Source organism: Mycolicibacterium tusciae (assembly GCF_002086795.1).
Lineage (GTDB): Bacteria > Actinomycetota > Actinomycetes > Mycobacteriales > Mycobacteriaceae > Mycobacterium > Mycobacterium tusciae.
Genome location: NZ_MVIM01000002.1, coordinates 461,001 through 482,057 on the forward strand (window position 1 = coordinate 461,001; position 21,057 = coordinate 482,057).

23 protein-coding genes are annotated in these 21,057 nt (G+C 66.4%); 16 read left to right on the forward strand and 7 right to left on the reverse strand.

What is annotated here, in order from left to right; translation table 11 throughout:
- Positions 1–37 precede the first annotated feature (37 nt).
- The 7 genes from BST47_RS05255 to BST47_RS05285 are packed head-to-tail and all read left to right on the forward strand — an operon-like array spanning position 38 to position 5,361.
- Positions 38–511, forward strand: a complete 474-nt coding sequence (locus BST47_RS05255) for a nitroreductase family deazaflavin-dependent oxidoreductase (RefSeq protein WP_083124140.1) — start codon at positions 38–40, stop codon at positions 509–511.
- A gap of 19 nt (positions 512–530) precedes the next feature.
- The gene (locus tag BST47_RS05260) at positions 531–1,007 is read left to right on the forward strand and encodes a PH domain-containing protein (RefSeq protein WP_107528872.1); all 477 of its coding nucleotides are present in this window, start codon (positions 531–533) and stop codon (positions 1,005–1,007) included.
- 41 nt (positions 1,008–1,048) lie between these two features.
- Positions 1,049–2,509 carry a PH domain-containing protein gene (locus BST47_RS05265; RefSeq protein WP_083124296.1) on the forward strand — a complete coding sequence of 487 codons (1,461 nt, stop codon included), beginning with the start codon at positions 1,049–1,051 and terminating at the stop codon, positions 2,507–2,509.
- A 47-nt stretch (positions 2,510–2,556) separates the two neighbouring features.
- Positions 2,557–3,372 carry an HAD-IIA family hydrolase gene (locus tag BST47_RS05270; protein WP_083124141.1) on the forward strand — a complete coding sequence of 272 codons (816 nt, stop codon included), beginning with the start codon at positions 2,557–2,559 and terminating at the stop codon, positions 3,370–3,372.
- 2 nt (positions 3,373–3,374) lie between these two features.
- On the forward strand, positions 3,375–3,656 hold the full coding sequence (locus BST47_RS05275; RefSeq protein ID WP_234809575.1) for an addiction module protein: 282 nt from the start codon (positions 3,375–3,377) through the stop codon (positions 3,654–3,656).
- A gap of 36 nt (positions 3,657–3,692) precedes the next feature.
- Positions 3,693–4,196 (forward strand): SRPBCC family protein, encoded by a 504-nt coding sequence (locus BST47_RS05280; protein ID WP_083124142.1) that lies wholly within the window; start codon positions 3,693–3,695, stop codon positions 4,194–4,196.
- A gap of 31 nt (positions 4,197–4,227) precedes the next feature.
- Entirely contained in the window at positions 4,228–5,361 is a 1,134-nt protein-coding gene (locus BST47_RS05285; RefSeq protein WP_083124143.1) for a BTAD domain-containing putative transcriptional regulator, read from the forward strand.
- On the opposite strand, the gene BST47_RS05290 is transcribed toward BST47_RS05285, so the two are convergent.
- The 3 genes from BST47_RS05290 to BST47_RS05300 all read right to left on the reverse strand — a co-directional run bounded on the left by BST47_RS05290 (position 5,362) and on the right by BST47_RS05300 (position 8,587).
- Positions 5,362–7,047, reverse strand: coding sequence for a DEAD/DEAH box helicase (locus BST47_RS05290; RefSeq protein WP_083124144.1), 1,686 nt, complete (start codon positions 7,045–7,047; stop codon positions 5,362–5,364).
- Positions 7,048–7,140: 93 nt separating this feature from the next.
- A complete protein-coding gene (locus BST47_RS05295; RefSeq protein WP_083124145.1) occupies positions 7,141–7,650 on the reverse strand; it encodes a cupin domain-containing protein in 510 nt (169 codons plus the stop codon).
- A gap of 28 nt (positions 7,651–7,678) precedes the next feature.
- The gene (locus BST47_RS05300) at positions 7,679–8,587 is read right to left on the reverse strand and encodes an SDR family NAD(P)-dependent oxidoreductase (protein WP_083124146.1); all 909 of its coding nucleotides are present in this window, start codon (positions 8,585–8,587) and stop codon (positions 7,679–7,681) included.
- A gap of 98 nt (positions 8,588–8,685) precedes the next feature.
- Between BST47_RS05300 and BST47_RS05305 the strand changes: the two genes are divergently transcribed.
- Together BST47_RS05305 and groL are read left to right on the forward strand one after the other, a co-directional pair.
- Entirely contained in the window at positions 8,686–9,249 is a 564-nt protein-coding gene (locus tag BST47_RS05305; RefSeq protein WP_083124147.1) for a TetR/AcrR family transcriptional regulator, read from the forward strand.
- A gap of 180 nt (positions 9,250–9,429) precedes the next feature.
- Positions 9,430–11,055: a chaperonin GroEL gene (gene groL, locus BST47_RS05310; protein WP_083124148.1), complete on the forward strand. Its 1,626-nt coding sequence runs from the start codon at positions 9,430–9,432 to the stop codon at positions 11,053–11,055.
- Between the two features lie 125 nt (positions 11,056–11,180).
- Here groL and BST47_RS05315 read toward each other — a convergent pair whose 3' ends face one another.
- From BST47_RS05315 to BST47_RS05325, 3 genes are all read right to left on the reverse strand, one after another.
- Positions 11,181–12,008: a DUF559 domain-containing protein gene (locus BST47_RS05315; protein WP_083124298.1), complete on the reverse strand. Its 828-nt coding sequence runs from the start codon at positions 12,006–12,008 to the stop codon at positions 11,181–11,183.
- Between the two features lie 76 nt (positions 12,009–12,084).
- On the reverse strand, positions 12,085–12,459 hold the full coding sequence (locus BST47_RS05320) for a hypothetical protein (protein WP_083124149.1): 375 nt from the start codon (positions 12,457–12,459) through the stop codon (positions 12,085–12,087).
- Entirely contained in the window at positions 12,456–14,183 is a 1,728-nt protein-coding gene (locus BST47_RS05325; RefSeq protein ID WP_083124150.1) for an N-acyl-D-amino-acid deacylase family protein, read from the reverse strand. The genes BST47_RS05320 and BST47_RS05325 overlap by 4 nt, the downstream gene beginning before the upstream one ends.
- A 46-nt stretch (positions 14,184–14,229) precedes the next feature.
- Between BST47_RS05325 and BST47_RS05330 the strand changes: the two genes are divergently transcribed.
- From BST47_RS05330 to BST47_RS05360, 7 genes are all read left to right on the forward strand, one after another.
- Entirely contained in the window at positions 14,230–14,619 is a 390-nt protein-coding gene (locus tag BST47_RS05330) for a VOC family protein (RefSeq protein WP_083124299.1), read from the forward strand.
- A gap of 18 nt (positions 14,620–14,637) precedes the next feature.
- Entirely contained in the window at positions 14,638–15,165 is a 528-nt protein-coding gene (locus BST47_RS05335) for a mycothiol transferase (protein WP_083124151.1), read from the forward strand.
- The gene (locus BST47_RS05340) at positions 15,162–15,734 is read left to right on the forward strand and encodes a phosphatase PAP2 family protein (protein WP_207568532.1); all 573 of its coding nucleotides are present in this window, start codon (positions 15,162–15,164) and stop codon (positions 15,732–15,734) included. Before BST47_RS05335 ends, BST47_RS05340 begins: the two co-directional genes overlap by 4 nt.
- 9 nt (positions 15,735–15,743) lie before the next feature.
- Positions 15,744–17,270 carry an aldehyde dehydrogenase family protein gene (locus tag BST47_RS05345; protein ID WP_083124152.1) on the forward strand — a complete coding sequence of 509 codons (1,527 nt, stop codon included), beginning with the start codon at positions 15,744–15,746 and terminating at the stop codon, positions 17,268–17,270.
- A 71-nt stretch (positions 17,271–17,341) separates the two neighbouring features.
- Positions 17,342–18,205, forward strand: a complete 864-nt coding sequence (gene ppk2 / locus BST47_RS05350; RefSeq protein WP_083124153.1) for a polyphosphate kinase 2 — start codon at positions 17,342–17,344, stop codon at positions 18,203–18,205.
- A gap of 28 nt (positions 18,206–18,233) precedes the next feature.
- A complete protein-coding gene (locus BST47_RS05355; RefSeq protein WP_083124154.1) occupies positions 18,234–19,088 on the forward strand; it encodes a hypothetical protein in 855 nt (284 codons plus the stop codon).
- 32 nt (positions 19,089–19,120) lie between these two features.
- Positions 19,121–20,098 (forward strand): DUF2889 domain-containing protein, encoded by a 978-nt coding sequence (locus tag BST47_RS05360; protein WP_083124155.1) that lies wholly within the window; start codon positions 19,121–19,123, stop codon positions 20,096–20,098.
- Here the strand turns inward: BST47_RS05360 and BST47_RS05365 are convergent.
- The gene (locus BST47_RS05365) at positions 20,085–20,981 is read right to left on the reverse strand and encodes a crotonase/enoyl-CoA hydratase family protein (RefSeq protein ID WP_083124156.1); all 897 of its coding nucleotides are present in this window, start codon (positions 20,979–20,981) and stop codon (positions 20,085–20,087) included. The two genes, BST47_RS05360 and BST47_RS05365, sit on opposite strands and share 14 nt — an antisense overlap.
- Positions 20,982–21,057: the final 76 nt, after the last annotated feature.

The following is a 21,057-nucleotide window of genomic DNA, read 5'->3' on the forward strand; positions in this document are numbered from 1 at the left end:
AGCCCTGCTGCCTTGCGCCGCCGGTTACTTTCGTTCTATGCGAGTGGTTGCGGTGATCATCGGCACGCTGTTCGGTGCGGTCCTGGTGTTGTTGGGGCTGCTGGTGGCGGGCATGCGCTGGCAGGTCTCCCCGGTGGTGAACACGGTGCGACGAATGAACCGCTCTTTGACGAATCCGCGGGTGATGCGCACGGCGGGGAACGCGGGAACGCAGACGTCGGTCATCGAGCACGTCGGACGTCGTTCGGGCAAGACGTATGAGACGCCGGTCGACATCATCGAGACCACATCCCGGCTTCTCATCGCGCTGCCCTACGGCGCGCGCACCGACTGGCTGCGCAATGTGCTGGCCGCCGGTTCCGCCACCGTCGTGTCCGGCGGAGAGCGAATGCCGGTTGAACGGCCCGCCGTCGTGGCGACCGCCGATGTCGAGGAGTTGATCCCAGTGCGCACGTTGCGCACGTTGCGGCTGTTCGGGGTGAGCCAGTGTTTGAGTCTCGAAAAGTCGTGACCTCGTGAACGTGTTGAACATGAGGGATCCCGCGAATCCACCGAGTCGCAAGGCGCCGCTGGTGTGGGCGCTCGGCGCGCTGATTCCGTGGGCCTTGTTGGCACTCGCTCAGCTGGCGTGGTTCGTCGTCGACCACCGCACGTGGTGGGTGCATGCAGTCGCCGCGGTGATCACGGCGATTTGCGTGCTCCTGTTCGTCGTGGTGGTTCCCTTGTGGCGCTTCCGAGTTCATCGCTGGGACGTCACCCCCGACGCGGTGTACACGCGCTCGGGCTGGCTTGTGCAGGAGCGCCGCATCGCGCCGATATCGCGAGTGCAGACCGTCGACACCGAACGCGGACCCCTGGACCGGCTGTTCGGCCTCGCGAACGTGACGGTGACGACGGCGTCGTCGGCCGGTGCGGTGCGCATCGTGGCCCTCGATGTCGATGTCGCGGACCGCGTCGTCGCCCAACTCACCGACATCGCGGCGATCGGGGCCGAGGACGCGACGTGAATTCCCCGACCGGCGCCGAGTGGAGTCGGCTGAGCGCCCGCATGCTGCTGGTGCACCCCGTTCACGAAGTGCTGCGCCAGATCCCGGTGATCATCGGGACGGTCGTGCTGGGCTCTGCCACCGGCAATCCGATGTACGCGGTCGCGGTTCTGGTGGTCACGGTGGGTATCGGGCTCGCACGCTGGTTCACCACGAGCTACCGCATCGGCCCCGGTGAGGTGCAGCTGCGGAAAGGAATTGTGCAGCGCAAAGTACTTTCGATGCCGCGCAACAGGATTCGTTCGGTATCCACCGACGCCAGGTTGCTGCACCGGCTGCTCGGCCTGACCGTGGTACGGGTCAGCACCGGGCAGGAAGCGACGGGCGACAGTGTTTTCGCGCTCGACGCGGTCGCAGCCGCGGAAGCGCCGAGGCTGCGCGCCGTGCTGCTGGCCGGATCGTTGGCAGCCGATGAGGACCAGACGGTCACTGGGGGTACTCCCCTCGCAAGCGGTGGGCCCACCCGCTTGCGGGGGACTGGCAGGGTGCTCGCGCGTTGGCACCCGTCGTGGCTGCGGTACAGCCCGCTGAGTTTCACCGGCCTGGCGATGATCGCGGCCGCCGTCGGAATCGCATATCAGGTGGGAGCAGCTGCGGCGCTGCGGGATTCGCGGATCGAGCAGTCGGGCGTGGCCATCGCCGACCGCTTCGGCGTAACGGCCGCCATCACCGCAGGCGCTGTCATGGTCCTCGTAGCGTCCGTCGTGCTGTCGGTCTCGCAGTCCCTGCTGAGCTACGCGAACCTCGACCTGCGCCGCGATGGCGACGTCCTGCACCTCAGGCACGGGCTGCTGCGGGTGCGGGAGCACACGTTCGACATGCGCAGGCTACGGGGCGGAACGCTGCGGGAACCGCTGCTGGTCAGGTTGTTCGGCGGTGCCCGACTCGACGCGGTGATGACGGGTGTCGGCGGCGCGGGCGAAGCGTCGATGCTGTTGCCGCCGTGTCCGAAGTCGACCGCGCAAACGGTCCTGGTCGATTTGATCGCGCGACCCGAGGCGGTCACCGGCACGCTGCGCCGCCACGGGCCTGCCGCGACCCGCAGGCGGTGGACCCGTGCGCTGGCGTGTCCTGCGATCGTCGCTGTCGTCCTGGTCGTCGTGCCGGTGCCGGTGCCGGTGTGGGTATGGATGACATGGGCGGCGCTCACCGTGTGCTGTGCGTTGCTCGCCCACGACCGGTCGCGGTCGCTGGGGCATCTGGTGAGCGACGGGTGGTTGGTCGCGCGGACGGGGAGCCTGCAGCGCAGGCGTGACTGCATCGCGGCGCCCGGCATCATCGGATGGACGGTGCGCCAAACCTTCATGCAGCGCCGGGCAGGTGTCGCCACACTGATCGCCGCCACCGCGGCGGGCGTCAAGCACTATCAGGTGATCGACGTACCGGCCCGGCTGGCGTGGACGATCGTCGGCGAAGCGTCCCCGTGGGTCGCCGATACCAGGTGGGCGCGCCCCGGCGATTAGGGGCGGGTCCGAGTTGCGTCGAGACGATCGCCGTTTACTGTCGGGCAATGGCAATCGGTGGTGTGTTGTTCGACATCGACGGCGTCCTGGTGACGTCGTGGAAGCCGATCGCCGGTGCCGCGGAGACGCTGCGGGCCCTGGCCGACCATCAGGTCGCCTGCTCGTACCTGACCAACACCACCACCAGGACGCGGGCGCAGATCGCCGAATTGCTCAACGACGCCGGGATGGCCGTGCGCGCCGACGAGGTGATCACCGCCGCTGTGCTGACCGCCGAATACGTCCGCCACAACTTCCCCGATGCGCGATGTTTCCTCGTCAACAGCGGGCAGATCGCCGAGGACATGCCCGGTATCGACATCGAGTACTCGAGCGACTTCAGCGGGCCGACCGCCCCGGAACACCCCGACGTGGTAATTCTCGGCGGGGCGGGGCCGGAGTACAGCCACCTGACGCTGTCGTGGGTCTACGACTGGATGGCACAGGGGGTTCCGGTGGTGGCGATGCACCGCAGCACGGTGTGGACGACGACCGATGGTTTGCGCGTGGATACCGGCATGTACCTGATCGGTATGGAGCAGACCTCCGGCCGGAAAGCGACCGCGGTTGGAAAGCCCGCGCCGGAGGGATTCCTCGCCGCCGCAAGCCGACTCGGTGTCGACCCCGACGAGATGTACATGATCGGCGACGACCTCAACAACGACGTGCTGCCCGCACAGGTGGTGGGCATGTCCGGAGTGTTGGTGCGCACCGGCAAGTTTCGTCAGGACACGCTCGACCGGTGGGCGGCCGATGAGTTCGCGATGCAACCCAACCACGTCATCGACTCGGTCGCGGACCTACCGCGGTTGCTGGGGCTGTAGCGGTGTCGGAGCAGGGGATGTGGGTGCGTGTCGAACGGATGCTGTTCGATCGCGGCATCAACACATTCCTGGAGCTCGCGTTGTGGATCGCGTTGATGTACATCGTGATCGGCGTCGGCTACACAGTTTTTCACATCGAACTGATGGGTCAGCTGCAGCAAGCGCTCACGGGTGCCTTCCCGATTTTCTCCGACATCGCAGCGCTGGTGGTGATGGTCATCGCCTGGCCGTTGCTGTGGGCCACGTCCTTTCTCTGCGGTGTCGCGGGCTGCGGTCTGTTCTGACGGTGAGTTTTGCCGGCCGCGGCGGTCGGTACCGGTATGACCGATGAACACGTGAATGCCGTCACGACCGTCAATGCGCCCGCCGAAGTGGTCTTCGACGTGCTGGCAGACCCGTCGACACACCCGGCGATCGACGGCACCGGATGGGTGCGCGACGCACTCGATCCCCAGCGTCTGACCGACGTGGGCCAGATTTTCCGGATGGCGATGTACCACGACAACCACCCCGAAAAGGACTACGAGATGGCCAACCGGGTCGAGGTGATCGACCCGCCGCGGGCCATCGCCTGGCAGCCCGGGCAGGGCCCGGACCAGCGCGGATATCTGATGGGTGGCAACGAGCTCGCATTTGGCGGGTGGATCTGGCGCTACGATCTCGAACCGGCGGGGCCTGGCCGGACGCGGGTGACGCTGACCTATGACTGGTCGGGGGTGCCGCCGCAGATGCGCGACATCGAGTTCCCCCCGTTCGACGTCGACCACCTGGACAACTCGCTGAAGAACCTGGCCGGGCTGGCCGAGCGCCGTATCGTTAGCTGACGTCACTTCACGCTGATGGGTAGGACAGCCGATGCCGCAGAGAGGCCCAGTGTTTGGTCTTCTCGGACCGTTGCAAATGTCGGTCGACGACACCGTGGTGCCGATCGGCACGCCGAAGCAGCGAGCGGTGCTGGCGTCGCTGGTGATGAACCGCAATCGGCCGGTGGCGGCGGATTCCCTGATCAACGCCGTCTGGGGTGAGGATGCCCCAGCCGAAGCGCGCGCGAGCCTGCACGCCTACGTGTCCAATCTGCGTCGGCTGCTCGGGTCGGTCGGCGTGGACGGGCGAAGCATGCTCGAGAAGGTCTCACCGGGATACCGGCTCAACATCGACGAGTTGAGCGTCGACCTGGGGCGGTTCATCCGCGAGCGGAACGCGGGCGTCCAGGCCGCGACGGCCGGCCGGTTCGACAAGGCGAGCAGTCACTATTCGAACGCGTTGGCCCAGTGGCGTGGTGACGTGCTCGAGGACCTGCGTGCCTTCGACTTCGTCTCGGTCTTCGCCACGGCCATGACCGACGAGAAGGTCGCCACCCACATCGCCCTCGCCGAATCCGAGATCGCATGCGGGCGCGCGAAGCTGATCACCGGAGAGCTGGAACGGCTGGTCGCCGAACATCCCTTCCGCGAGCCGGCCTGGGAGCAGTTGATGATCGCGTACTACGTCTCGGCGCGGCAGTCGGATGCCCTCGCTGCGTATCAGCGGCTGAAGACCGTGCTGGCCGACGAGCTCGGAATCGACCCGAGCCGGGCGCTGCGCGACCTGCATGAGCGGATCCTGCGGCAGGAGCCGATGGACGCCAAACCCCCGCCCGACACGACACTCGCGGGTACGTTCATCAGCCTGGCGAACCGCACCGCTATCAACACCGGCAAGGAGCGTGCCCAACTGCGGGCGGCTACCGGTGAGTGCTATCCGGTGAAGGGTGTGGCCACCAGGATCGGGCGACGATCAGACAACGACATCGCCCTCAACGATCCGAGGGTCAGTCGCCACCACGCAGTGATCATCGACACCGGTACCAGTTTCGTGCTCATCGATGCGCGCTCGGCCAACGGTGTCGAGCTGGACCACAAGCGAATTCGCGGCAGCGCCCCGCTCAGCGACGGGTGCCATGTACGCATCGGCGAAAGCGATTTCCGCTTCGAGCTGTCGCCTCGCTAGTCAGAGGGTCCGGACCGCCTCGATACGGGCGAGCAGATGGTCGGTGGTCGCCGCCGCGATCGGCGGGCCGCCACAGATTCTGCGCAACTCATTGTGGATCCACCCGTGCGGCTTCCCGGTGCGGTGGTGGGCGATCGACACCAATGCGTTGAGTTCGCGGCGAAGCTCGCGCAACTGGCCGTGCTTCGAGGGGCGGGGCACCTCACCTGAAGCCGTGCGCTTGGTGAGCTGCTCATCCTGCCTGCGCCGCAACAGATCGCGCATCTGTTCGGCGTCGAGCAGGCCGGGGATACCGAGAAAGTCGGCCTCCTCCTCACTGCCCGCCGGCGTCGCCGTGCCGAATGAGGACCCATCGAAGATCACCTGATCGAGCTCGGCGTCGGCGCCGAGCATCTCGAAGCCGTTGTCCAGGTCGGTGGACTCGTCCTTCTGCTTCTCGGCGTCCGGGAGCAGATCGTCGTCGAGGCCATCCGATTCGCGGTGCGGCTTGCCGAGCACGTGGTTGCGCTGCGCCTCCATCTCGCTGGCGAGGAGCAACAGATTGGGCACCGAGGGAAGGAAGACGCTGGCTGTCTCGCCGGGCTGCCGCGACCGGACGAACCGACCGATCACCTGCGCGAAGAACAGCGGCGTGGACGCGCTCGTCGCATAGACCCCGACCGCCAGCCGCGGTACGTCCACGCCCTCGGACACCATCCGCACCGCGACCAGCCAGCGGCTGGTGCCCATTGCGAAGGCGGAGATGCGGTCGGAAGAACCCTTGTCGTCCGACAGCACGACGGTGGGCACCTCACCGGTGAGCCGGGTCAGCAGTTCGGCGTACGCCCGCGCCGCCGTTTGGTCGGAGGCGATGATCATGCCGCCGGCGTCGGGCACGTGCTGACGCTTCTGCTGCAGGCGTTTGTCGGCGGCTGCGATCACGGCGGGCATCCACTCACCGGCGGGGTTGAGTGCGGTGCGCCAGGCCCGTGCCGTCTGCTCGGCGTTGAGCGGTTCGCCGAGGCGCGCCGAGTGCTCTTCGCCGGCGCTGTCGCGCCATCGCGACTCACTCGAGTAGGCCATGAACACCACCGGCCGGACCACTCCGTCAGCCAACGCGTCGCTGTAGCCGTAGGTGTGGTCGGCCTGCGAGCGCAACAGGCCGTCGGCGCCGCGCTCGTAGTTGATGAACGGGATCGGGCTGTCGTCGCTGCGGAACGGCGTGCCGGTCAGCGACAGCCGTCGCGTGGCGTCACCGAACGCCTCGCGGATTGCCTCACCCCAACTCTTCGCGTCACCGCCGTGGTGGATCTCGTCGAATACGACGAGTGTGCGGTGGTTCTCGGTTCGTACGCGATGGCGCGACGGATGCTTGGCGATCTGGGCGTAGGTGACGACGACACCGTGGTATTCCGACGACGTCTGCGCCGAGGAGTTGGAGAACTTCGGGTCGAGCGCGATGCCGACACCGGCGGCCGCCATCGCCCACTGAATCTTGAGGTGCTCGGTCGGCACGACGACGGTGATCTGGTCGACGACGCGCTCGGAAAGAAGTTCTCCGGCGATCCGCAGGGCAAACGCCGTCTTGCCCGCTCCCGGGGTGGCGACCGCCAGGAAATCACGCGGCGCAGCGGCGAGATACCGCACCAATGCCCGACGCTGCCAGCCCCGCAAAGCCTGGGTGTCGGGCGCTGCATAAGCCCGCACCCAAAGCTCCTTCTCTGATCGGGACGCCGATCGGAATGAGCCTAACGCAACGGATTACGCCTACGCACGTTTCGGCGTGTCGGCTACCGCGTGTCATTCGACGGAGTGGTTGTCGTTCTTGATGAACCACTCGGCGCGCTCCTCGTCGGACAGGTCGGCCAGGTGCGCCAAGCCCTCGAAGTAGGCCTCTCTGGGTGCGCCGGGAGCAAACACCATCAGCAGCGAGACGGACGCGTCGGCCTCGTTGCGGAAGCCGTGGATGCCGCCCGGTGGCACGTAGAGAAAGTCGTTCGGATGGCCGTCGATCCAGTCGTTGCCATCGTAGAGCCTCACGGTCCCCGAGAGGACGAAGAAGGCCTCTGACATGGTGCGGTGAAAGTGCGGACCCGGCCCGCCGCCGTTGGGGGCGATGTCAACGCGGTACAGGCCGTAATCGCCGTCGGTGGACTCTTGGTTGGCCAGATAGTGGTACTTCACGAGGCCGAACGACTCGTAGTCCGCGGGTTGAGTGCCTCGGCGCAACCTGGCGCTGACCTCCGGCTCGTCCTTGGTGTAGCGGGCCGGCGGGTACGGGGGGACGTTTCGAGGATCCCAGAGTGACATCGCTTGTCAGCCTGCCACATTCAGCCGATCAACCGATTGGATACACGACCTTCGTCAGTTCCTCGGATACGGTCCACAGCCGCTTTTGGGCGTCGACGTCGTGCGACGCTGCATTGGATGACACCAGGGTGGCGTACCCCCGCTGTTCGGCGAAACCGTCCGGGCCGAAGTACTGTCCGCCGACGACGTCCGGATCGGTTGCCGCACGCAGCGTCGGCAGCGCACCCATGTCGGCGCCCTGGAAGAACGGCCGGGCCAGCGCAGTCAACGGTTGCACCAGGCTCGGCAGATTGCGCATCAGCTCGGTGTTGGATCCGCCGGGATGGGCCGCCGTGGCGATGGTGTTGGTCCCCTCAAGGCGGCGCTGCAGTTCGTAGGTGAACAGCAGGTTGGCCAGCTTGGACTGCCCGTACGCGCGGAACCGGTTGTAGCCGCGCTCCCATTGAAGATCGTCGAAGCGGATCGCGTCGATGATGCGATGACCGGTGCTGCTCACGGTCACCACACGTGAGCCAGGCGCCGCAAGCACATGGTCGAGGAGTAGGCCAGTGAAGGCGAAGTGTCCCAGATGGTTTGTGCCGAACTGCAATTCGAAGCCGTCCTTGGTGGTGGACTTCGGGGTGAACATCACGCCGGCATTGTTGATAAGCAGGTCGATGGATTGGTGGGTGGACTTCAGTTGTTCGGCGGCGGCGTGGATCGATACCAGCGACGTCAGGTCGAGCTCGGCGACCTCGACGCGGGCGCCGGGGGTGGTCTGGCCGATGCGGCGTGCGGCGTCCTGTCCCTTGTCGAGATTTCGTACGGCCAACACCACGTGCGCGCCCTTGGCGGCGAGCGCCGCGGCGGTCTCGTACCCCAGGCCGGTGTTGGCGCCCGTGATCACCGCCGTGCGGCCGGTCTGGTCGGGGATATCGGCGGTATTCCAGTTGGACATGGGGTCTCCTCGGTACAGTGTTAAGCGGAGCGTACGCCCCGGTTGATGACAACTATACGGAACGAGCGCCCCGCTTAAACCATTCCCGAGGGGACAAGTTGACCGAGACCGCCCGACCGTTACGTGCGGACGCGGCCCGCAACCGCGCCCGGGTACTCGAGGTCGCTTACGAGACCTTCGCGGGCGAGGGGCTCTCGGTGCCCATCGACGAGATCGCCCGGCGGGCGGGCGTCGGGGCGGGCACCGTGTACCGCCACTTCCCGACCAAAGAGGACCTGTTCCGTGCGGTCGTGGAGGACAGGATCCGGGGCATCATCGGCGAAGGCCGCAGTCTGCTGACGGCCGGCGATCCAGCGACTGCGCTGTTCGAGTTCCTGCGGTCGATGGTGTTGACGTGGGGGGCGACCGATCGGGGTCTCAGCGAGGCGCTCGCGGGCGTCGGTATCGACGTCGAGAAGGCGATGCCAGAGGCGGAGCGCGAGTTCTACGCCATGCTCGGTGACCTGCTGCGTGCCGCCCAAGAGGCGGGTGTGGTGCGCCGTGATGTTTCGGCACCCGACGTCAAAGCGGTCATGGTCGGGCTGCAAGCCATGCAAACCTACGACGACGAGGCGGCGAAGCGGCTCACCGACGTCGTCCTGGACGGCCTTCGCCCGCGGTGAACGATCTTGCACTCGCCATGGTTGAGTGCTAAAAATGCAGTTGGCACTCGCGACCGGTGAGTGCTAGGTCGGGACGGTGAGGCCGGGGCCGCACACGCGGAGCACATCCCCAGCCGTCCGTCGCGGGCACTGCGCCCGACCGCAAGACGTGCATCCCCAATCCGGAGGAATCACTTCGCAATGGCCAAGACAATTGCGTATGACGAAGAGGCCCGTCGTGGCCTCGAGCGGGGCCTGAACAGCCTCGCCGACGCCGTAAAGGTGACGTTGGGCCCCAAGGGTCGCAACGTCGTACTGGAGAAGAAGTGGGGCGCCCCCACGATCACCAACGATGGTGTGTCCATCGCCAAGGAGATCGAGCTGGAGGACCCGTACGAGAAGATCGGCGCTGAGCTGGTCAAAGAGGTCGCCAAGAAGACCGACGACGTCGCGGGCGACGGCACCACCACCGCCACCGTCCTGGCTCAGGCACTCGTTCGCGAGGGTCTGCGCAACGTGGCCGCAGGCGCCAACCCGCTCGGTCTGAAGCGCGGCATCGAGAAGGCCGTCGAGAAGATCACCGAGACGCTGCTGAAGTCGGCCAAAGAGGTCGAGACCAAGGAGCAGATCGCTGCCACCGCCGCCATCTCCGCCGGTGACGTCCAGATCGGCGAGCTCATCGCCGAGGCCATGGACAAGGTCGGCAACGAGGGTGTCATCACCGTCGAGGAGTCCAACACCTTCGGCCTGCAGCTGGAGCTCACCGAGGGCATGCGCTTCGACAAGGGCTACATCTCGGGTTACTTCGTCACCGACGCCGAGCGTCAGGAAGCGGTCCTCGAGGATCCCTACATCCTGCTCGTGTCGTCGAAGGTGTCGACGGTCAAGGATCTGCTGCCGCTGCTGGAGAAGGTCATCCAGTCCGGCAAGCCGCTGCTGATCATCGCCGAGGATGTCGAGGGCGAGGCCCTTTCCACCCTGGTGGTCAACAAGATCCGTGGCACCTTCAAGTCCGTCGCCGTCAAGGCCCCGGGCTTCGGCGACCGCCGCAAGGCCATGCTGCAGGACATCGCGATCCTCACCGGTGGCCAGGTCATCAGCGAAGAGGTCGGCCTCTCGCTCGAGACCGCTGACGTCGCGCTGCTCGGTCAGGCCCGCAAGGTCGTCGTGACCAAGGACGAGACCACGGTCATCGAGGGTGCAGGCGACTCCGACGCGATCGCGGGCCGCGTGGCCCAGATCCGCGCCGAGATCGAGAACAGCGACTCCGACTACGACCGCGAGAAGCTGCAGGAGCGCCTGGCCAAGCTGGCCGGCGGTGTTGCGGTCATCAAGGCCGGCGCTGCCACCGAGGTGGAGCTCAAGGAGCGCAAGCACCGCATCGAGGACGCCGTTCGCAACGCGAAGGCCGCCGTCGAAGAGGGCATCGTCGCCGGTGGCGGCGTGGCGCTGCTGCAGTCGGCTCCGGCGCTCGACGACCTCGGTCTCACGGGCGACGAGGCCACTGGCGCCAACATCGTCCGCGTGGCGCTGTCGGCTCCGCTGAAGCAGATCGCCTTCAACGGTGGGCTCGAGCCCGGCGTTGTCGCCGAGAAGGTCACCAACTCGCCCGCCGGCACCGGCTTGAATGCCGCGACCGGCGAGTACGAGGACCTGCTCAAGGCTGGCGTGGCCGACCCGGTCAAGGTGACGCGTTCGGCGCTGCAGAACGCGGCGTCCATCGCGGCGCTCTTCCTGACCACCGAGGCCGTCGTCGCCGACAAGCCGGAGAAGGCGGCCGCACCTGCGGGCGACCCGACCGGTGGCATGGGCGGCATGGACTTCTAGGTCCCAGTACGAAAAAGCCCCGGTGCGCATCGCGCACCGGGGCTTTTTCGTGTGTCGCTGACGCAATGTCACGCTGACAGCGCCGTCGCGCGTATATATGCATGGAGACGCTCTCAAACTGACGTTTAGATCGGCCTTCGATGTCCTCGCCTTCGAATCACCGATCGAATGTCCTCGATCACGACGTCCCAGCTCTCGACAACGTCCTCATACGTCAGCCGAATCACCAGATAACCCAGACCTGTCGCGACCCGGTCCCTCGTCCGATCCACTTGGTACTTCGCCAGATGATGTTCACGGCTGTCGGCTTCGATGATGAGGCGATTGCCCACGAGAAAGTCGACGCGGCCCACTTCCGGGATCACCACTTGAGTCCGCAGCTGGATCCCCTCAGCCCGCAGTCGCAGCCTGATCATGGTCTCCGTACCAGACTCGCTTCGGGGGTCGCATCGCTGCGCGAGGTTCAGGTGTGCAAAACGCGACGCTGCCACAATCGATTTCGCGTCGGCCATGTCGATCATCCGTTTATTCAGCATCGAATCCAGTACAACAATTAGCCCTTCCGCTCCGAAGCAGTTGGCCGCGGACGCGACGGCGACGTCCATCGCGTCGACCGCACCGACGACGGGTGGATCCCGGCGATACGGATGGCAGGAGCGAACTCCCGGGCGCGACTGGCGCGCTCGCGTCGAGTAGCGGATGTGCAGTCGGGAATCGGGAACCCAGACGCGGCGTAGCCGCAGAGCCGAGGCGCAACCCAGTACACCTCCCGCGGTAACGGCGCGGACGACCTGAGGGTTGGCGGACGGAACGGCGTACCAACCCCGACGCACCGCTCGCCAACCCTGCGAAGGCAGCTTCCTGATGTGCGATTGCGACCACCCCGCCGTGCGCAACTGACCCGCGGACACGACTCCGCCATGTGCTGCGAGGATGCGGTCGATTTCGGCCACGGCTTCATCGCATCCCACAACTGCGGCGGTCGAAAGGGGAACCTTCCCAAGCTGTGGATAACTCGGGGCTTTGTGTCTACTCCTTGAGCGGCAGGCAGTCGTGCAGGCCGTCGGGACTCGTCGCCACGGAGTCGGACGTGGCTCTGCGGTGCAGAATCGCCTTGGTGGGCGTGACGGTGAGTCCGCCGTCGGCCACTTCGGCCCGGCCGTCGACGATCAACGTGTATCCGCCGGGGTCGGCCGGTGGCCAGATGACGGTGACGTTGGGATGCTCGCCGGCGTTGCGGCGTGTGCCCGATCCCATCTGGCCCACTTCGAACACGCCCTCGGTGAGTACCGGTTCGACGGCGACGGTGTGCGCGCGGAAATCGTCGCCGACGGTGATCAAGTATCCGAACGAGAAATCCGCCAACGCGTCGGCGAGTTTGTTGAGATCGACCTTGACGCTCATGCGGTGGCGGGTGCGGCCTGGCGACCACGGATCAGCTTGCCGGGACGGGCCGCAGTGGGCTCGCCGTTCTCGGAGATGACCTGACCGGACACCATCGTCATCACGTAGCCGTCGGCCGTTTGGTCCAGACGTCGTCCACCGGCGGGCAAGTCGGACTTGACGGTGGGTCGGTGCAGACGCAACGCGTCGGCGTCGATGATGTTGATATCGGCCTTGTACCCGACGGCCAGGCGGCCACGATCCTCCAAGCCGCCGATCCGGGCAGGTACGGACGTGAGCTCTTTGATCACCTGGGTGATCGACAGCCGTCCAGACTCACGGTCGCGCACCCAGTGCGTCAGTAGATACGTGGGAAAGCTTGCGTCGCAGATCATTCCGTAGTGCGCACCGCCGTCGCCGAGGCCGAGTACGACGTCGTCGCGCTGGATCAGTTCGGCGACGGTGTCCAGGGAGTTGTCGCGGAAGTTGGCGAGGGTCACCAGCAGCATGGCGTGTCCGTCGTCGTCGAGGAGACGGTCATAAGCCTCCTCCAACGGATTCACGCCGCGCGCCCGGGCCCGCGCGCCGATCGAATCCGAAGCAGCCGGTTCGTAATTCGGTGGATCACCGAGCGGGAACATGTAGTCCCACGCCTGCGCGGCGAACATCAGGGGATGCCCGTCGCTGCTCGGTGTGTCGTTCATGATGCGTTCGCGTACTTCGGGTTTACGCATCTCGGCGACCCGTTCCGCGAGTGGCAGCCCCGCGATCTCCTGGTAGGACGGGTACATCACGAACGGGTTGCCTGACAGATCCAGCCCGAGCACCAGCCCGATTGGCCGCGGGAAGATCTGGCCCGTCACGTCGCCCCCGTTCGCGTTGGCCTTCTCCACCATGGCCAGGGCATCGAGGTGGATCGGCGGGCCCGCGTTGCCGATCGCCAGCGTGAACGTCACCGGCAGTCCGACTTCACCCGCGACGTCGAACACCGCACCAAGGGACGCTTGGTAGTCACCCGCCATCAGGTCGGGCACGAACTGCAGCAGACCACCGCCGGCGTCGTCGATGCCGCGTGCAATCGCCTCGATCTCCGCGTAGTCCACGTCGTAGCTCGGAATGGGTTGGCCCTTGATGGTCTTGTGCAGCGTCAGGCGAGACGATGCGAAGCCCAGCGCGCCCGCCCGCACCGCTTCGGCCGCAAGTTTGCGCATCAGGGAAAGGTCTTCGTCGGTCGCGGGTTCACGGTCCACGCCGCGTTGTCCCATCACGTACACCCGCAGCGGGGAGTGCGGAAGGAAGGCGGCCACGTCAATGTCCCTGTGTCGCGCCTCAAGCGCGTCCATGAATTCCGGGAAGGTTTCCCACGTCCACGGCAACCCGTCGACCATCACGACGCCGGGGATGTCTTCGACACCGGCCATCACATCCACGAGCACGTCGTGGTCCTCGACCCGGCACGGCGCAAAACCCACGCCGCAGTTGCCCATGACGGCGGTCGTGACGCCGTGCGCCGACGACGGGATCATGCGGTCGCTCCAGATGGCCTGGCCGTCGTAGTGCGTGTGCAGGTCGACGAACCCCGGCGTGACCAGCAGCCCGGTCGCGTCGACCTCTCTGGCGCCGGAGCCGTCGACGGTGCCGACGGCCGCAATCACACCGTCGGAGACCGCGACGTCGCCGACGTACGGTTCGCCGCCGAGGCCGTCGACGATGGTGCCGTTCCGGATGATCAGGTCGTAGGCCATGAGGTGAATGTACGACTGTGTCGGCCCGGGATGCCAGGATGAGGCCGTGATTGACCACTTCGGAATCAACTGTGCGAACTGGGATGAGTCCAAGGCCTTCTACGACAAGGTCCTCGGCGTGCTCGGATACACCCGTCAGATGGACTATCAGGTCGCCATCGGCTATGGCACCGAGGGCAAACCCGATTTCTGGATCGCCGACATGAATGCGGGCGAGGCGGCCGGGCCCAACCGTGAGGTGCACTTCGCATTCCAGGCCTCCGGCACCGACGCCGTCCAGGCGTTCTACGACGCCGCGATCGAGGCCGGCGCCGAATCCCTGCATGCGCCGCGGATATGGCCGGAATATCACCCCGGCTACTTCGGGGCATTCGTGCGTGACCCCGACGGCAACAACATCGAGGCGGTCTTCCACGGGGCGCAGCTGCAGGACTGAACTGGGTAACGTCAAGGTATGGCTAGCTCTGATGCTTCCTCTGATTCCTTGGCGGTGCGTGCACTGCTGCGGGACGCCTTCACCCGGTTGATCGAGCACGTCGAGCGGCTCACCGACGGGCTTACGGATGAGGTCGCGTTCTTCCGCCCCACCGCGAATGCCAACAGCATCTCGTGGCTGATCTGGCACAGCGCCCGTCAGCACGACCTGCAGCTGGCGGATATCGCGGACACCGAACAGGTCTGGTTGCGCGACGGCTGGGTCGACCGCTTCGGTCTCGACCTACCGCGCGATGCGATGGGGTACGGCGACGGCCCCGACGAGGTGGCCAAGGTGCGCGCGTCAGCTGACCTGCTGGCCGGCTATTACCACGGTGTGCACAAGGCGACGCTCGAGTACATCGCCTCAGTCACGCCCGAGGAGCTGGACCGCGTCGTCGACGATCACTGGGACCCGCCGGTGACTGCGGGCGTGCGGCTGGTGAGCATCATCGACGACAGTGCGCAGCACCTGGGCCAGGCGGCCTACGTGCGCGGCATCGTGTGAGTCCGATTCGGTGGTGGCCACCGGTCGGGGTGACCGCGATGATCGTGCTCGGACTCGCCGTCGGTAAGGGATCCACCCCGGTCGACGACTGGTTCCAGGCGCTCAATCGCGGTGTCGCTCAAGACCTGTCCTACCTCGCAATGCCGCTGTCACTCGTCATCCTCGGCGTCACGGTCGTGGGCATGGCGCTGTATCGGCGGTGCTGGCGGCTGGCTCTGGCCGCCGCAGTGTCTCCTCCGCTCACATACCTGCTTGTGCAGTTCATCAAGCCGATGTTCGGTCGCCACATCGAGGACGGCCTCGCGTACCCGAGCGGCCACATCACGACGACGACGATCGTGTTGGGCCTCTTCGTGTTGGTGGCAGGTGGTGCCCGGTGGGCGATGCTGGCCGCGGTCGCCTACGTGGCGCTCGCCATGGTCGGCGTGGGCTCGACGTTTCATTACTTCACCGACACTGTCGGCGGGTTGCTGCTCGGCACCTCCGTCGTGGGCCTCGCGGCGCTCGTCGCCCACCGTGACTTGACACGTGTCAACCCCGGTGCGATCTACGTCACACGCGGTGGCTAGCATGGAGCTATGACCGCGACGCCAGATGTTGATCTGCCCCCGGAATCGCAAGCCGCCACTGTGCTCAATCCCGCAACCGGCGCTGTAGCCGGGACCGTGCGGTGGACCGACCCCGCTGACGTGCCCCGCATCGCGACGGGCTTGCGCCGGGCGCAACGCGAATGGGAGGCCCGCGGGCCCAAGGGCCGCGCCAAGGTGCTGGCCCGCTTCGCCGTGTGGATGGGCGAGCACCGCGACGAGATCGAGCAGCTGCTGATCAAGGAGACCGGTAAGTCGGCGACCGACGCCGCCCAAGAGGTGCCGCTGCTGATCATGATCGCGTCGTACTACATCAAGACGATGGAAAAGGCGCTGGCACCTGAGGCCCGGCCCGCGTCGCTGCCCTTCCTGAACATCAAGAAGGTGACGGTCCACTACCGGCCGCGGCCGATCGTCGCCATCGTCGCACCCTGGAACTATCCCGTGGCCAACCTCCTGATGGACGGCATCGCCGCGTTGGCGGCGGGCTGTGCGGTACTCCTCAAGCCCTCCGAGCGCACCCCGCTGACCGCTGAGCTGTTGTTGCGCGGCTGGGCGGACTCCGGCGCGCCCGAGGTCATGGCGATCGTCCAAGGGGCAAGGGAGGCCGTCGAGGCCGTCGTCGACAACGCCGACTACGTCCAGTTCACCGGGTCATCCGCGACAGGCGCCAAGGTCGCCGAACGCGCGGCGCGCCGGCTCACGCCGGTGAGCCTCGAACTCGGCGGCAAGGACCCGATGGTCGTGCTCGAGGACGCCGACATCGACCTGGCCGCGCACGCTGCGGTCTGGGGTGCGTTCTTCAACGCCGGCCAGACATGTGTGTCCGTCGAGCGGGTGTACGTGCTCGAACCGGTCTACGACCAGTTCGTCGCCGCCGTCGTGCGCGACGTCAAGAATCTGAAGATGGGCGCGGGCGAGGGGCACGACTTCGGCGCCCTGATCGACGACTCCCAGCTCGCAGTGACCGAGCGTCATGTCGCCGACGCCGTCGCCAAGGGCGCGAAGGTGCTCACCGGCGGCAAGCGCGCGACGGGCCCCGGCAGCTTCTACGAGCCGACGGTGCTCGTCGACGTCGACCACACGATGGACTGCATGACGGAGGAGACGTTCGGCCCGACACTGCCCATCATGAAGGTCGCCGCCGTCGCCGAAGCGGTGCGGCTGGCGAACGACAGCCCCTACGGCCTCAGCGCATCGGTGTTCTCCAAGGACATCGACCGCGCGAAAGACGTTGCGGTGGAATTGGATTGCGGGGCCGTGAACATCAACGACGTGATCTCGAACCTGATGTGTACCACGGCGCCGATGGGTGGCTGGAAGACATCGGGCATCGGAGCTCGCTTCGGCGGCGCCGACGGTGTGCGCAAGTTTTGCCGCCAGGAGGTTGTCGTCGCCCCGCGCACCAACATCGGCGCGGGCGGCAACTACTACAACAACTCGCTGCGGGCACTGAAGCGGATGAACACGATGATGACCAAGCTCGCGTTGATCCGGCCCAAGCGCACCGCCAAGTAACGCCTCCGCGCGCCACCTTTCGTTCATCTTCGCGTCACCGTCGCTTACGGGGGGGTCGATATTTTCTGCCGGTGACCGCGCTCAAGGGAACCGAGTACTACACCGTCCGCGACGACGACGATGACGACCCCGTGCTGGTGCACCATCCCAGCGGATCCGAGGTCGACACCTGGCGCGAGCGCTACCCCTACGACGAGCGCATGCCGCGTCCGGAGTACGAGGAGCACAAGCGGCTGCTGCAGATCGAACTGCTGAAGCTGCAGAAGTGGAGCCAGGCCAACGGGCTGCGCCACGTCATCGTGTTCGAGGGCCGCGACGCGGCGGGCAAGGGCGGCACCATCAAACGGTTCATGGAGCACCTCAACCCGCGCGGCGCGCGCGTCGTCGCGCTCGAGAAGCCCACCGAGCGCGAACGCACGCAATGGTACTTCCAGCGATACGTCGCCCACCTGCCCGCCGCGGGGGAGATCGTTATGTTCGACCGGTCCTGGTACAACCGCGCCGGCGTGGAGCGCGTCATGGGCTTCTGCACGGCGGACCAGCACGAGGAGTTCATCCGACAGGCACCGCTCTTCGAGCAGATGCTGGTCAACGAAGGCATCAGTCTCACCAAGCTGTGGTTCTCGGTGACGCGGGGGGAGCAGCGCACCCGCTTCACCATTCGCCAGGTCGACCCGGTGCGGCAGTGGAAGCTGTCGCCGACGGACCTCGCGTCGCTGGACAAGTGGGACGCCTACACCGCGGCCAAGGAGGACATGTTCGAGCTCACCGACACCGACATCGCACCCTGGACGGTCGTCAAGAGCAACGACAAGAAGCGTGCGCGCATCAACGCCATGCGCCACGTCCTCGGTAAGTTCGACTACGACAACAAGGACCGCGAGGTGGTCGCCGAGGCCGACCCCCTCATCGTGGGACGTGCGCTGGCTGACTGATTCCGCCGCGTCCCGTTAAGGAGGATGCGTGCGGTTCGTCGCGACTATGTTCCTGTGGCTGGTCACGACCGTTCTGCTGGCTGTGGCGGTCCCGACGATGTGGGCGCAGCGCAACGTGGTGAGCGAGGACGGGTACGCCGCGCTGTCTGCGGCCGCGGCACAGGATCCGAAGCTTCAGCGCGCGATGGCGTCGGAGTTGACGGCGCAGATCCGCAGCTTCGCCGCCAACAACGGGTACGGCACCCTCAACACCGAACTCGTCGGAAACGTCGTCACCGCCTACACCGGCAATGACGGATTCCCCGGCCAGTTTGCGCAGGCCAATCGAATCGCGCACCGCTGGATGTTCACCGACACGGTCCGGGCCGAGGACGGCTCGGGCGACCGTTGGCTCGTCGACATCGCGCCGATGCTCAACGATTCGTCGATCAAGGAGACGCTCGGCAATCTCGACCTGGACGTTCCGCAGACTCTGACGGTGCCGATCACGGTGCCCGAATCGTCGGAGCTGCGGCCAGGCCAGCTGCGGCTGTTGTCGACGTGGGGTCCGTGGGTCAGTGTCGGGTCGACGGTATTGGCGGGCATATCGGCGCTGCTGATGCTGGCGGCGGCCCGATCACGTGGTAAAGCTCTTGTATCGCTTGGTGTTTCGGCTCTGCTGGTGGGAGCTGGGGGATGGGCGGCGTTGGAAACGTCACGCCGTTTCGTCGACGACGCACTGAACCAGACGGCAGGCGACATCCGGCAGATCGCGGACGTCATGGTCGGCCAGGCCGAATTGAGCGCGCACCATTGGCTGAACCTGACACTGGCTGCGGGCGGTGTGCTCGTGGTGTTCGGGGTCGCGGTGGCGATGCTGGGCGGCCTGCGCCGGCGGGACTAGGTGTCGCCGTCCTCCCGGGTACCGTTCTGCCCATGCCATTCGTGTCGGACATCGCGGGACCTCAGCAGCCCGTCCAGGCACCGGCGCTGCTGGTTCCGGGTACCTTTCGCCGCACCAGCACCATCGACACGCATCCGGCCGGTACCGGCGATTCCGACGTCGACCTGAGAGCCCGCGACGTGACGGCAGATCAGGACGCCGTCGAGGTGCTGGGCGAGACGCGGATTCGGGCGCACCTGTCGCAACGGGTGATCGACAGCATCGAGTCCGCCCCGCGCGACGGGCGACTGGACCGGTTGCTGGGCAGCCGCGTCGGCCCCGGATTCCGCTCGGCGGTGGGCAAGCTGCTCCCCGGTGAGGCGCAGCGCGCAGGCAGGCTGCACCTGTTGCTCGACGACTGGGTCGGCGCGGCTCTGGTGTCCGGCTACGCGGTGCAGCACGCCGCGATCGTTCTCGGCGTCGAGGAGAAGTTGCCTGCCGGCACCGCGGACCGCATGGCGGGCATCTGCGCGGGGTTCGCGCCGGAGGCCTCGCTCATCGATTACGCCAGGCGGTACGACGTCATTCCGTCGGTCCACGGCCCGGTGGCACCGCCGCTGGATGGTCTGCACCCCGTGGATGCTCTGCGCGCGCACGGCATGCGCCGGTTCCGGCGTCTGGATCTTGTTCCCGCGGAGGACGATTCCGCGGGATTCCAGGCGCATTTCCGCGATTCACATTGCGACGGCGAAGGTGTCGAGACGATCGTGCACGAGTACACCGTCGTCGGCACGGTGGATACGTCGACGCGGACGATCACGTCGGTGAGGGCGGATGTGCGGGTGCTGCCGTGGCGGGAGTGTCCCGGCGCGATCGGCAGCGCGGAGCGGATTCGGGGAATGACGCTGCCGGACATGCGCGAACGTATACGCGGTGAATTCGTGGGTACCAGCACGTGCACGCATCTCAACGACACCCTGCGCTGTATCGCCGATCTCGATGCGCTGGTGGATCTGCTCAGGGCTCGATGATGTGCGACGGGTCGGGCCTGCGCTCCGGGGGTGCCTGGCTGTAGTCCCCCCATGGTCCGTCGCGTTCCTCGATGGCCGCCCGAACACCTTGTGAGCCAGCGGTTTCGATGAATGACAGCGCGTCGGGAGTGTTGCGCATCAGCCCGTCGAGGATGCCGCCGAGTGTCTGGGTGGACGACAGTCCCATGTTCTCGTAGGCCTGGTTGACGATGAGCTTCTGTGCCTGCAGCTGAGACAGCGGGATTCTGGCGAGCTTGTCGGCGATCTCTTTCACCCGGGCCTCGAGTTTCTTGAACGGCACGGACTCGTTGATGAGTTCGACTGCTGCGGCTTCTTTCCCCGTCAACGGCTCCCCGGTCAGCGAGTGCCACTTCACCTTCGCCAGGCTCAGTCGGTACAGCCACATGCCGGTGAGGTAGGCGCCCCACATGCGGGCATAGGGCGTGCCGATGACGGCGTCGTCGCTGGCGATGACGATGTCCGCGCACAGGGCGTAGTCGCTTGCGCCGCCGACGCACCAGCCGTGGACTTGGGCGATGACGGGTTTGGACGCTCGCCAGATCGCCATGAACTTCTGCGTGGGCCCGGTCTCGCGGGCGCTGACCATCGCGAAATCCTTGCCCGGATCCCAGCGACCGTCGGTGTTCATCGCCTCGCCCCAGTGCTGGAACCCGCCGCCGAAGTCGTATCCGCCGGAGAACGCGCGACCGGCGCCGCGGAGCACGATCACCTTGATCGAGGGGTCGCGTTCGGCCAGCCCGATGGCCGTTTCGATTTCGTCGGGCATCGGCGGGACGATGGTGTTGAGCTGCTCGGGCCGGTTCAGGGTGATGGTCGCGACGTGTGACTCGGTCTTGTAGAGCAGGGTTTCGAACGTCGGCATAGCTCAAAGTCTCGCAGAGGTGACCAACGATTTAGGTGTGCCTACCCTCCGGTCTGCGGGAATGCTATGTTTTGGC